Here is a 12350-nt window from a genome sequence, read left to right as displayed (position 1 = left end):
CATCATGCGCGAATATCATGGCAATGGCAAAATCAGTAATATTTATGAATCACCTTCACAAATTATCACAAATCTAGTATTACCAGCCGGTGAAGCCTTACCCACTCATCATGCACCTTATCACGTCACCGTGGTATCAGTGAAAGGTGAAACAATTTTTAAAGGCCAAGACTTTGAAGCCCATTTGGAACCTGGCAAGCTGATCCAAATGACACCCGATGAATTGCATAGCTTAACTGCCATAACTGACAGTGAGCTAATGGTCATTAAATCTAAATTAGCAGAGTAAGAATCAGGAACCGCAAGTGACTTGCGGTTCCTTTTTCATTAGAATCGGTGTGTTTGGCGTAACTTAAAGTATCAAGCAAAAATGGAGTGAAAATTTTCATGGAAGCAACGACAATTTTAAAGGAAAAGTTTGGCTACGATCAGTTTCGACCGGGGCAAGACCGGGTGATCCAGCAGGTAATGGCTGGTGATAATAGTTTGGCCCTGATGCCAACTGGCGGTGGGAAGTCTTTGTGTTATCAAGTGCCAGCATTGCTTTTTTCAGGCTTGACTTTGGTGATCTCACCGCTGATTGCGCTGATGAAGGACCAAGTGGATGCTTTAAATGCCAATGATATTCCAGCAACATTTATTAATAGCAGTTTAACAGGGACGGAGGCTGCTCAACGGTGGAATCTGGTTGCGGATGGCGCCGTAAAATTACTTTATTTAGCGCCAGAACGGTTGGATGATCCACGCTCGCTACAGCAGTTACAGCAATTACCCATTGATTTAGTGGCCATCGATGAAGCCCATTGTATTTCACAATGGGGCCATGATTTCCGACCGAGTTATTTAAGCCTAACCGATACCTTGGCGACGTTGCCAAGTCAGCCGGTGGTATTGGCGTTAACGGCAACCGCAACGCCACAAGTGGTGACTGATATTTGTCAGCGCTTGACAATTCAGCCTGATAAAGTTGTCCAAACAAGCTTTCAACGGGAAAATTTGACGTTTCAAGTGGTGCGGGCGCAAGCGCAAGTCCCTTATTTAACTGAATTTTTGAAAGCAAATCCTAAAGAGGCAGGCATTATTTATGCCAGTACGCGTAAAATGGTTGAACAGCTGACCCAGGTGCTTCAAAAGCAAGGCATCAAAGCAGGCGCTTATCATGGGGGCTTGCCAGAGGACCAACGTCGACAAAATCAAGAGGACTTTCTTTACGACCGGTTACAGGTGATGGTTGCGACCAACGCGTTTGGCATGGGAATCGATAAATCAAATGTGCGTTTTGTGATTCATGCGCAACTACCGGCGAGTTTAGAAGCCTATTATCAGGAAGCTGGCCGGGCAGGGCGAGATGGGGTGCCAAGCCAAGCAATTTTGCTATTTCAGCCGCATGATGTTCAAATTCAACATTTTTTGATCGAACAATCTAATTTAGCGGACACTGAAAAAAATCGGGCTTACCGTAAGCTACAAACCATGGTGCAATACGCCCACACCGAAGGCTGTTTACAGCAGTTTATTCTTAATTATTTTGGCGAAGATAGTGAACCTTGTCAGCGCTGTGGTAATTGTACAGATCAGCGTGAGGCACAAGATGTCACGGTTGATGCCCAAAAAGTGTTGTCTTGTGTTGTTCGGCTGAAACAGCGTTTTGGCAAAACCGTGGTGGCGCAAGTCTTGACCGGCGCGAAAAATCAGCGGATTCGTCAGGCAAATTTGGACCAACTATCGACTTATAATTTAATGGCATCATTATCACAAAAAGTAGTGGGACAGTTTATTGATTTCTTGCAAGCCGAACAGTATTTACAAGCCATTGGTGGGGCTTATCCCACGTTAAAAATCACCACCAAAGGTGCCGCTGTTCTAAAGGGACAGGCGCAAGTTTATCGGAAAGCGGCCGTTCAAGTGGCGCAGTCGTTACCAGAAGATGACGGTTTGTTCGAACAATTGCGCACATTACGACGTCGTTTAGCAGAAGAACAAGGGGTACCGCCGTTTGTGATTTTTTCAGATCGGACGTTACATGACATGAGCCAACAACAGCCGCAAACTGAAGCCGAATTTTTAGATATTCATGGTGTTGGCGCCAGTAAATGGGCTAAATATGGCGCCGCTTTTCTGAAGGTGATCCAGGAAGCGGTGGACGCATGATTTTTCGCTGGCAAAATACAGGTCAAGCCCAAACGGTCGGTGGCTTTTTAAGCTGGCTGGGGTGTGGGAAGCATGGATTACGGCGCATTAAGCGGATTGGCCAGTGTCAAATTCAGGAGCACCCAGTTCGGTTAAACGCGATTTTTGAAAAAGGACAGTGGCTCACTTTAATTTTGCCGGATGAATTGGCGGATCCACAGGTTGCTTCATCCCAGCACCCGTTGACAGTACTATGGGAAAATCAAAATTGGTTGGCGGTGAATAAACCGATTCGGTTAGCCAGTGTGCCAGGGCCCCAGGTCGGTACAGATCATGTGGTCAGTCGTGCCAAAGGTTATGGTGTGGCCAAGCCGCATTTAGTGACGCGCTTGGATTTTGACACTAGTGGGGTGTTGCTGATTGCGAAGCACGGATTCGGCCAAACCCTACTGGCCGCTGCACGCTTTCATCCTTTGCTTGAAAAGCAGTATTTGGCTTGGGTTGCAGGCATGCTACCAGCGCAAGGAAAAATCACCTTACCTTTAGGCCATGGGCCAACAGATTATCGGCAACAGGTGCTCGCAACCGGTCAGCGCGCTGAAACACAGTATCAGCGCCTAGCTTATTCGTCACACTTACAAGCCAGCTTGGTGCAGATCTGCTTATTAACCGGACGGACCCATCAGATCCGTGCGCATTTTGCGGCGTTGGGGCACCCATTGTTAGGCGATGCCTTGTATGAAGGGCCGCTTGACCGTGGCATTCAGCGGCCGGCGCTACATGCGGTCCAATTAAGCTTTCAGGACCCATTTGAGCTGATTCAGCGCCACTTACAAGCGCCGCTGCCAGATGATTTACGGCAATTAAAAAATCACGCTTAGTTTGCTGAACTGAGCGTGATTTTTTAATGCAATGCGGTGAGCCAATCCAAAGCTAACGCTAGCCATTTTGCGGCTTGTGGTTGCAAGGCACCTGGTCGCCAAGCTGTTTGCAAATTGGCTAAGGCTAAACCATGTGGGCCGTGTTGGAAAAAATGGGCTTCGACAGGGATCTGATGTTGCAGCAAAGCTTGGTAATAGGCAATGCTATTGGCAACCGGCACCAGTGGGTCATCACTGGTATGCCACATAAATGTCGGTGGATTTGCAGTCGTTACCAGGGTGTCTGCCGCAAAATCGCTAGGTCGTTTGGTGAGCCGATTGCGTGCGGTACGATCTTTGGGAAAGCCAGCGTCTAAACGAATCACGGGATAGTTGAGTAAAATCGCGTGTGGTTGGAGTTGCGTCGTGGTGGTCTGGGCGGCTTGACACAACCAGTCTGCTTGCCATAAATTGGCCAATAAACTGACAATGTGACCGCCAACCGAAAAGCCAGCTAATGACACTTGATCAGGGTCCAGCTGCCAGTCAGCAGCCTGTGTTTTAACGGCGACAATGGCTTGCGCCAGGTCAATGATCGGCTGGGGCAATAATGGTGTTGTCACAGCTGGCTGAAGGGTGTGATACGTAAGGACAAAGGTCTGGAAACCACGGCCACTAAAAGCCAGCGCTAAGGTTTCAGCTTGCGTTGCTGGGATGTGTGTATAAGAACCGCCGGGCACAATGATCATTGCCGGCAGCTTGTGTTGCACTAATTGCGGATCGTGCTGTTGAATATAGGCGGTTAACTGACCGCCAGCCGGTAAGGTTATTGGAATGATTTGCAATTTAACACCTTCTTCTCTAAACTCATTTTATGTTAGTTTGGTGACTTGTCAACGACAAGAATTGGGGAAGAAGGCATCGTATGAGATTAACCACACCACGGTTGCATTTGCGGCCGTTTCGCACATCTGATTTAACAGCAGTCCAACAAATTTATGGCAATCCAAAGTTAGAAGCAATGGCAGGTTGGGCACCGCAAACCACATTAGCAGGCAGTCAGCAAGTGTTAGCCGATTTTATGCAAAGCGACGAGGTATTGGCCCTGGTCACTCGTCAAACGCAACAAGTGATCGGTAGTATTGGCATTCACCGCCAGGCACCAGATGCAACAACACGGGAGCTGGGATTTATTTTAGCGGAAGCTTACTGGGGACAAGGCCTGATGTTGGAAGCTGTTCAGGCTGTGACAGCTTACGGATTTGAACAGTTGCAGCTCACTGCAATTTGGGTCGGTCATTTTCAAAGCAATCAACAATCGCAACGGGTGATTGAAAAAGCGGGGTTTCCCTTTGAATATGAGTTAGAACGGCCACGTTTATTTGCAGACGATCAGCCCACCACAGAATGTTATTATCAGCTCACGCAGGCGGCTTATCAGCATCAGAAAAATAAGTAGATTGTGAAGTAAATTAAATTAAGAAAAACGTTAAAAAGACTGGTTTGTTCAAGGAACGGATGAAAAAATAAATGAAAAGTTTTTAACCATGCTATTTTAAGCCCTAAAAATCTTTGTGAATTGTGCTATAATCAAGCAGTGTTAGATGATTGTTAGGTGCTGGGGAAGCTGTGACAGCGAATACTGCGGGCTGTAACGCATACCAATCAGCGTCACGCTTGACAAAAATCAATTTAATTGAATTAAGGGGGATTTAGAATGGCGCCACAATCTGAAGCGGAGCAAGCCTTACAAAAGGCCTATGCTGAACGTTTGGCGGCAATTAAGGCCGATACGTCATTAACAATTTTAGAACAAAGTGACGAGCAAACGACTGCAAAGATCAAACCTTATGTGGTTTACACGAATATTAATCGTGACCGGATCAAACAGAAAAGTTGTTCGATTTTTGTGTATACACCTTATGCCAACGTTGATAAATACGGACATTCTAAAACGGATTATCAATGCGAGTTACTATTTGAATATAACGCATGGGAACGCAATATTCATATTACGGTTTTGGAAACGTTGGGTTCAGAAAGTCAATTGGCCTTTTTCGATTTTCAAAATCATGGCTTAGCCCAATTGGCACTTAAGAACTTATTGGCGCAAGCGCGTGCCAATCAAGTCCAATCTGTTGATGGTAATGTCAGTTCGTTTGATGGCACTGATTTGGCGAAGGTCCAACATTTATTTGAAAAATTTGGTTTTACCGTTACCATTCAAGATGAAGCGCGCGGCTTGGCTTCCGTTAAACTTGTTTTAGCTGGCAAATAATTTAAAAAGCGGTATGCTAAAGGTACACCCTTGGCAGGAGCAGACTATAACATTCCGTTATAGTCTGTTTTTCGGTTTTTTAGATTGAAAAACGCCTACTTTGAGGTGGTTTATGCTATTATGGACATAGCATATCACAGACATTGGTGATGTCTGATTTAAAAAGGGGGCGGCCAAGGTGCAGCTGACACATGGTTTTGAACAAGCGGCCTGTATTATCACGTTACTTGCGACACAGGATCCTGGGATTCCAATTTCATCGGAAGTGATCCATCATCGGTTAGATGGTTCGCAAACGTATTTACGTAAAATTATGCGAAAACTCGTGGTGGCAGGTCTTGTCAAATCTGTTTCGGGTAATAATGGTGGCTTTACCATTGCGCGTTCGCCAAAAGAAATCAACTTATATGATATTGTGCAAGCAACGGAGGGCGAGATCCATACTTATCCCAACACTGGTTTGATCGATATGGTGTTTAAGGATTTTCAGCCGGTGGCCAATCAAGGCACATCCGTTGTCAACCAAGCGTTTGCTAAGGCTGATCGGCAATGGGAGGCTGTTTTAAAGCAGCAAACGGTCTCAGACCTGATTTGCGAAACGCTAGGTCATCACGAAATTCCATTGGTTAATTGGAACGAGTCGGATGAAAAGCGAGAACTTTTGATTCAAAAGTTGATTCGGAATATCAAAGCTTGATCAAACAGCGCTACAGCCTTGTTGTAGCGCTGTTTTCGTGAACATTTTATTATTAAACGCTTTCACATATTTTTTTTAGCTTGTGAAAGGCCGTAGCGCTTAGTTTATCAGTCTTGTAGACGAATTCACTTAACGCTTTTCACAAGTAATTTTGGTGGAGATATGCTATGCTAATACATGCTGTGGCTGATTGTGTCAGCCATTCAGAAGAAAAAGCCTGTTGATAAATGAAAGCGAGGATTTTAAGATGTCTACGAAACGTTATGGTGCAGATGCACTTGCAGCAAGTTTGATCAACCACGATGTGAAATTTGTTTTTGGGATTCCTGGAGCAAAAATTGACCGTTTCTTTGAACTACTGGAAAACAGTGACGATCCGCGGATGCCACAATTGGTTGTGGCACGACATGAGCAAAACGCTGCCTTTATGGCTGCCGGCATTGGCCGGATCACCGGGAAACCAGGCGTTGTCGCCACAACTTCAGGTCCTGGTGTGAGTAATTTAGCAACCGGTTTGGTCACCGCAACCGCTGAAGGCGATCCTGTTTTAGCGATTTCCGGTCAGGTGCAACGAACCGATTTGTTGCGCTTAACGCATCAAAGCATGAACAATACTGCCTTAATGGAACCTATTACGAAATATAGTGCAGAAGTGCAAGAACCTGAAAATATTTCCGAAGTGGTTGCAAATGCTTATCGTGAAGCAACGGCAGCGAAGCAAGGTGCTAGCTTTGTCAGTGTGCCACAAGACGTGGTAGACGCTGAAGTTGAAAAGCCTGAGATCAACCCATTACCAGAAGTTAAATTAGGGCCAGCCAGTCCAGCAGATATTACGGTGTTGGCACGTAAAATCAAAGAAGCCAAACTCCCTGTTTTATTAGTTGGGATGCGGGCTTCTTCTAAGGAAGTTACCCAAGCAATTCGCAATATTTTAGAAGTTTCTGACTTACCCGTTGTGGAAACTTTCCAAGCGGCTGGCGTGATCTCACATGATCTTGAAGACAACTTCTTTGGCCGGGTGGGGTTATTCCGAAATCAGCCAGGTGACATGTTGTTGAAACAAAGTGATTTGGTGATTGCAGTTGGGTATGATCCTATCGAATATGAATCACGAAACTGGAATGCGGAAGCGGATGCGCGCATTGTGGTGATCGATGATCAAAAGGCTGAAATTGATAAAAACTTCCAACCTGAAACAGAATTGATTGGTGATATGGCACAAACCTTGGAATTCTTGTTACCTTACATGAAAGGTTACGAACGCCAAGCTGAATCTGCAAAATATTTGGAAGAATTACATGCCAAATTTGAAGAACAAGATGTTGTTCCTGATGTACCAGCTGATGCCCCATTAACCCATCCCTTATCTGTCATCGAATCTTTGCAAAAACGCGTGGATGATTCAATGACCGTTGCAGTTGATGTTGGCAGTCACTATATTTGGATGGCACGGCATTTCCGCAGTTACGAACCACGTCATTTATTGTTCAGTAACGGGATGCAAACCATGGGGGTAGCGCTACCTTGGGCTATTTCAGCGGCATTGCTACGGCCAAACACCCAAATCGTTTCAGTTTCAGGTGATGGTGGCTTCTTATTCTCAAGTCAAGAACTTGAAACCGCGGTTCGAATGAACTTGAATATCGTTCATTTGGTTTGGCGTGATGGCACTTACAACATGGTGAAGTTCCAAGAAGAAATGAAATATGGTAAATCAGCCGGCATTCATTTTGGTCCTGTTGATATTGTGAAATACGCTGAAAGCTTTGGTGCAACTGGTTTACGCGTTGAAAAGAGCGGCGACTTAGAAAAAGTTTTAGATCAGGCTTTCGCAACAGACGGTCCAGTTGTTGTTGATATTCCAATTGATTACAGCGATAACAAGAAATTAGGCCAAACGATCTTACCAGATCAGTTCTATTAGACTAGATTTTTAAATGTACAAGAGATATTAGCGTTTTGAGGAGGCCTTGTTTCTGGCGTGGTGGTTTTCACCCGCCAGAATGGACAACCAGCGAAGATGAAAGCTTTGCGAAGCAAAGGCTACAGCAGCGGCCTTAGCTGGTGCCATGTTTCTGGCGTGACGGGTTTCGTCCGCTAGAATGGTCATCCTCCGGAAATAAAGGCTTGCGTAGCAAGGTGAACATTAGAGTTTTGAGGAGGTTTTTACTATGGCGGACAAGGCGGCAACCGTTTATCAACACGGCACGCTTAGTCTTTTGGTACCTGGTTTATTTACCGGTACAGAAACAATTGGCACGCTGTTACAGCATGGTGATTACGGGATTGGTACGTTGGAACATTTAGATGGGGAATTGATCATCGTTGACGGTGAAGCTTACCAGGCGTCACAAGATGGTTTGATCCATCATTTACCGGCAAGTCAAACCGTTCCCTTTGCGACCGTTCATTTTGATCAGCCACGGTCAACGGTTACTGTTCATGATATGCATCAAATGGATGTTGAACGCTATTTGTTAAACCACTATCCTTATAAAAATGTATTTTTTGCAGTTAAGTTAACCGGTGAATTTTCACATATGAAAACACGGGTCGTGCCTAAACAAAGCCAGCCTTACCCACCGTTAACAGCGGCATCTAAAGTGCAACCGATTTTTGAACAGAATAATACACACGGGACGGTTATCGGCTACTTCGCGCCACCACTGTTCTCTGGTGTGGCGGTAGCTGGGTATCATTTACATTATCTAAATGACCAACATGATTTTGGCGGTCACATTTTGGAATATGCATTAACCTCAGGTGAGTTATCCATTCAACCTTTTGCAGCGTTACATCAGCATTTCCCATTAGATAACGAAGACTTCTTGAAACAAAATTTTGATTATGGCAGCTTGGATGCTTCAATTAACCAAGCGGAACATTAAGCATGATGAAAAACACTTTATTGCATTTAGGATAAGGTGTTTTTTATTTGGGCTATAAAGGCTGTTTTAAGTCAAAAAATAGGACATCAGTTGTTTCTGACGTTGAAGATGGTATAATATTGAAAGAATAAGATTGAGGTTGCGACGTACAAGAGTCACAGGTCAGACGTGGTTTGTCACGAATGAAGGCTTGTAAAAGGGTGCGTTGCCGAAATTGGGTTGTGACAAACAACAGCTCGGTTGGGGCTTGGCTGAATAAACCAAGCACTGTCGTAAAAGGATGACTTTTACGGAGCGCTATCGACTGACTGTAAAGGTGAACAACGTCTTTTTGCAGGTGCGGCGCGCTATGCAAAAAGGCGTTTTTTATTTGGTTTAATTGAGCTGATAGCGTCAGGGAAAACAATCTTGGACAGCCGATGTGATTTTTGTTTGACGGAAGGGTCAAAATTTAAAACGCAAATAAACATTGGAAAACTTGAGGAGGGCCATGTGTCTTGCGGTGTGAATTGCCGCCACAAGACTGGTTATCATCCGAAGGTGAGATTTTGCGGAGCAAAATAAACATTGGAAAACTTGAGGAGGTTTTTTTAAATGGCGCAGGAAAAAAATCAAGGGGTAAAACGAGAGCTAAAAACACGACATCTCTCGATGATTGCCCTTGGTGGTAGTATTGGAACCGGGCTGTTTGTGGCTTCAGGTTCCGCAATTTCAACGGCGGGCCCTGGTGGCGCATTAGTCGCTTATATTGGCATCGGTATTATGGTGTATTTCTTAATGACCAGTTTAGGGGAAATGGCAACCTATATTCCAGTTTCTGGTTCATTTGCGACTTATGCCACGCGTTTCGTGGATCCGGCTTTAGGCTTTGCTTTGGGTTGGAATTATTGGTTTAACTGGGCGATCACATTGGCGGTGGATGTTTCCACAACCGGGATCGTCATGCATTTTTGGTTGCCACACGTACCGGGCTGGATTTTCTCGGCATTTTTCTTAGTCGTTATTTTTATTATTAACGCCTTATCAGTCCGTTCATTTGGTGAAACGGAATATTGGCTCTCAATCATTAAAGTGGCCACTGTTATTGTGTTCTTAATCGTTGGTTTCTTAACGATTTTTGGCATTATGGGTGGTGCACCGATTGGCTTCAAGAACTTTACCACAGGAAAGGCACCGTTTGTGGGGGGCATTCCAGCGATTCTCAGTGTTTTCGTTGTTGCGGGCTTCTCGTTCCAAGGTACTGAATTGATCGGGATCACGGCAGGTGAATCCGCAACACCTGAAAAGAGTATTCCCAAGGCCATTAAACAGGTTTTCTGGCGGATCTTATTGTTCTATATTTTGGCGATTTTTGTGATTGCCGCAATTTTACCGTACACCAGTAAAGATTTGTTAGGGTCTGGTGCAACGGATGTGGCGATTTCACCATTTACTTTGGTATTCCGGCGCGTTGGTTTAGCTTCTGCGGCCAGTGTGATCAATGCCGTTATTTTAACGTCGGTGATCTCTGCTGCTAATTCTGGGATGTACGCCTCAACTCGGATGTTGTGGGCGATGTCGAAGCAAGGAATTGCACCAAAAGCCATGGGGCGGACAAATGGCCATGGGGTGCCAGTTCCGGCATTGCTTGTGACGACTGTGATTGGCCTTTTCACGTTCTTAACGGGGATCTTTGGGCCACGGATCTACTTGTTCTTAGTTTCTGCATCTGGTTTAACAGGTTTTATTGCTTGGCTGGGCATTGCGATTTCACATTATCGGTTCCGGCGGGCTTTTGTAGCGCAGGGACATCAGTTATCTGAATTGAAATACCATGCGAAGTTATTCCCGTTTGGACCTGTTTTAGCCATGGTCTTAGGGGTTTTAGTCATTATCGGTCAGGATCTGAATTCGGTTAAGCATTTAGATTGGCAAGCATTAGGTGTCAGTTATATGAGTGTGCCGTTGTTCATTATTTTATACAGTTATTATAAGATCCGGCATAAAACCAAGGTGATTCCACTGGATAAAGTGGATCTTACCAAGATTCATCAAGATTAAATCAAAAACGTCAGTCAAAATTTGGCTGGCGGTTTTTATTTGTAACAAAACTTCTGCTACAATAAGTGCTATTGGAGTGATTTTTGATGAAAAAAGGCGTTTTATTAGTCAATTTAGGCACCCCGGATGCGCCACAAGCACCAGAAGTGCGGCGTTATCTAGGGCAATTTTTAGCAGATCAGCGGGTAATCGACACCCCTAAAATCATTTGGTGGCCGATTTTACATGGCATTATTTTACGATTTCGTCCGCGCCATTCTGCGGCGTTATATCGACGGATCTGGACAGATCAAGGGTCACCATTAGCAATTTATACCGCCCAGCAAGCCAAGCAATTACAGGTATTGATGCCTGATACAATGGTACAGTCGGCAATGTGCTATGGACAGCCAGCCATTGACACTGCGTTAACGGCATTCCAAAAACAAGGTGTGCGTGAGATCACGGTGATTCCCATGTACCCACAATATTCACAAACAACCATTGGTTCAATTTTTGACCAGGTGATGGCTTATTATCAACAACGACCTGATGTAGCAGATCTTCATTTTGTCCGTGGTTTTTACCAACGCCCGGATTACATTCAATTGTTGGTCACACAACTCAAACAGGCGTTGCAGGAACAAGACTATGATCAATTGATTTTTTCGTATCATGGTATTCCACAAAAATATTCAGATAACGGGGATCCATATGCGGCAGAATGTACGGCCACCACAGAAGCAGTGATGGCGGCAGTAGGGGACTATCCGTATGTGCAAACGTATCAATCGAAGTTTGGACCTGCACAGTGGCTATTGCCAGCAACAATCGACACGTTACGTCAGTTGCCAGCACAAGGTCGGAAAAAAGTGCTAGTGATCACACCTAGTTTTGTGGCGGATTGCTTAGAAACGTTACAAGAAATTGAAATTGAAAATAAAACAGCCTTTTTGGAAAGTGGTGGTGTGCAATTTACGTATGTGCATCCTTTAAATGGCGCCGCTGATTTTACAGCAGTCTTGAAAAAAATTGCACTGAATCAAAAGTAAGACACGAAAAAACACCTTATTACTTGATAAGGTGTTTTTAGTAATGCCGGCTGCAGGACTTGAACCTGTGACCCTCGGTTTACGATACCGATGCTCTACCAGCTGAGCTAAGCCGGCATGATGACCCGTACGGGATTTGAACCCATGTTACCGCCGTGAAAGGGCGGTGTCTTAACCACTTGACCAACGGGTCATGCAACAATAAAATATTATACAGTTTTTTGGGTAATTGTAAAGCCCTTTTTGAGAAATAGCCGGTTAAACTGAATAAATGAGACATTTCTAATGATAATTTCATCAAAACCGTTTTAAAATGAAAGAAAAATTAGAGTTTGTATGTTTTCTCACATTGATTTTATAAGATGTTTTATAATCCCGAATTATTCATACGAGGTTTAATATCGGCATACCGCACAATTTTGGACC

At 44.6% G+C, this 12350-nt stretch carries 11 protein-coding genes, 2 tRNA genes and 1 riboswitch; of the genes, 10 read left to right on the top strand and 3 right to left on the bottom strand.

Going from position 1 to position 12350, the window contains the following annotated elements; translation table 11 throughout:
* Positions 1-4 precede the first annotated feature (4 nt).
* From FC07_RS01630 to FC07_RS01620, 3 genes are all read left to right on the top strand, one after another.
* Positions 5-289 carry a cupin domain-containing protein gene (locus tag FC07_RS01630; protein WP_057903392.1) on the top strand — a complete coding sequence of 95 codons (285 nt, stop codon included), beginning with the start codon at positions 5-7 and terminating at the stop codon, positions 287-289.
* 98 nt (positions 290-387) lie between these two features.
* Positions 388-2151: a DNA helicase RecQ gene (gene recQ, locus FC07_RS01625; RefSeq protein WP_057903391.1), complete on the top strand. Its 1764-nt coding sequence runs from the start codon at positions 388-390 to the stop codon at positions 2149-2151.
* Positions 2148-3011: an RluA family pseudouridine synthase gene (locus FC07_RS01620; protein ID WP_057903390.1), complete on the top strand. Its 864-nt coding sequence runs from the start codon at positions 2148-2150 to the stop codon at positions 3009-3011. Before recQ ends, FC07_RS01620 begins: the two co-directional genes overlap by 4 nt.
* Before the next feature lie 23 nt (positions 3012-3034).
* On the opposite strand, the gene FC07_RS01615 is transcribed toward FC07_RS01620, so the two are convergent.
* Positions 3035-3835, bottom strand: coding sequence for a lp_1002 family arylesterase (locus tag FC07_RS01615; protein ID WP_057903389.1), 801 nt, complete (start codon positions 3833-3835; stop codon positions 3035-3037).
* A gap of 80 nt (positions 3836-3915) precedes the next feature.
* On the opposite strand from FC07_RS01615, the gene FC07_RS01610 reads away from it, so the two are divergent.
* The 7 genes from FC07_RS01610 (at position 3916) to hemH (ending at position 11924) form a co-directional block, all read left to right on the top strand.
* The gene (locus tag FC07_RS01610) at positions 3916-4449 is read left to right on the top strand and encodes a GNAT family N-acetyltransferase (RefSeq protein ID WP_057903388.1); all 534 of its coding nucleotides are present in this window, start codon (positions 3916-3918) and stop codon (positions 4447-4449) included.
* A gap of 258 nt (positions 4450-4707) precedes the next feature.
* On the top strand, positions 4708-5268 hold the full coding sequence (locus FC07_RS01605; protein ID WP_057903387.1) for an N-acetyltransferase: 561 nt from the start codon (positions 4708-4710) through the stop codon (positions 5266-5268).
* Positions 5269-5446: 178 nt separating this feature from the next.
* Complete coding sequence (locus tag FC07_RS01600) at positions 5447-5965, top strand: Rrf2 family transcriptional regulator (protein WP_057903386.1); 519 nt, start codon at positions 5447-5449, stop codon at positions 5963-5965.
* Positions 5966-6212: 247 nt separating this feature from the next.
* Positions 6213-7889 carry an acetolactate synthase AlsS gene (gene alsS, locus FC07_RS01595; RefSeq protein ID WP_057903385.1) on the top strand — a complete coding sequence of 559 codons (1677 nt, stop codon included), beginning with the start codon at positions 6213-6215 and terminating at the stop codon, positions 7887-7889.
* A gap of 247 nt (positions 7890-8136) precedes the next feature.
* Entirely contained in the window at positions 8137-8853 is a 717-nt protein-coding gene (gene budA / locus FC07_RS01590; RefSeq protein WP_057903384.1) for an acetolactate decarboxylase, read from the top strand.
* 125 nt (positions 8854-8978) lie between these two features.
* Positions 8979-9161: riboswitch (Lysine riboswitch) on the top strand.
* 286 nt (positions 9162-9447) lie between these two features.
* A complete protein-coding gene (locus FC07_RS01585) occupies positions 9448-10893 on the top strand; it encodes an amino acid permease (RefSeq protein WP_057903383.1) in 1446 nt (481 codons plus the stop codon).
* Between the two features lie 86 nt (positions 10894-10979).
* Entirely contained in the window at positions 10980-11924 is a 945-nt protein-coding gene (gene hemH / locus FC07_RS01580; protein ID WP_057903382.1) for a ferrochelatase, read from the top strand.
* A gap of 44 nt (positions 11925-11968) precedes the next feature.
* On the opposite strand, the gene FC07_RS01575 is transcribed toward hemH, so the two are convergent.
* Together FC07_RS01575 and FC07_RS01570 are read right to left on the bottom strand one after the other, a co-directional pair.
* Positions 11969-12041 (bottom strand) — tRNA-Thr (locus FC07_RS01575).
* Positions 12042-12045: 4 nt separating this feature from the next.
* Positions 12046-12117 (bottom strand) — tRNA-Glu (locus FC07_RS01570).
* Positions 12118-12350: the final 233 nt, after the last annotated feature.

It is taken from the genome of Loigolactobacillus bifermentans DSM 20003 (assembly GCF_001434575.1).
Lineage (GTDB): Bacteria > Bacillota > Bacilli > Lactobacillales > Lactobacillaceae > Loigolactobacillus > Loigolactobacillus bifermentans.
Note: the sequence above shows the minus strand (reverse complement) of the source record. Positions and strands in the feature narration are given on the sequence as shown.

Excerpts from the sequence above, each read along its gene's own strand:
- FC07_RS01630 (WP_057903392.1), top strand. The coding sequence starts at position 5 with ATGCGCGAATATCATGGCAATGGCAAAATCAGTAATATTTATGAATCA.
- recQ (WP_057903391.1), top strand. The coding sequence starts at position 388 with ATGGAAGCAACGACAATTTTAAAGGAAAAGTTTGGCTACGATCAGTTT.
- FC07_RS01620 (WP_057903390.1), top strand. The coding sequence starts at position 2,148 with ATGATTTTTCGCTGGCAAAATACAGGTCAAGCCCAAACGGTCGGTGGC.
- FC07_RS01610 (WP_057903388.1), top strand. The coding sequence starts at position 3,916 with ATGAGATTAACCACACCACGGTTGCATTTGCGGCCGTTTCGCACATCT.
- FC07_RS01605 (WP_057903387.1), top strand. The coding sequence starts at position 4,708 with ATGGCGCCACAATCTGAAGCGGAGCAAGCCTTACAAAAGGCCTATGCT.
- alsS (WP_057903385.1), top strand. The coding sequence starts at position 6,213 with ATGTCTACGAAACGTTATGGTGCAGATGCACTTGCAGCAAGTTTGATC.
- budA (WP_057903384.1), top strand. The coding sequence starts at position 8,137 with ATGGCGGACAAGGCGGCAACCGTTTATCAACACGGCACGCTTAGTCTT.
- FC07_RS01585 (WP_057903383.1), top strand. The coding sequence starts at position 9,448 with ATGGCGCAGGAAAAAAATCAAGGGGTAAAACGAGAGCTAAAAACACGA.
- hemH (WP_057903382.1), top strand. The coding sequence starts at position 10,980 with ATGAAAAAAGGCGTTTTATTAGTCAATTTAGGCACCCCGGATGCGCCA.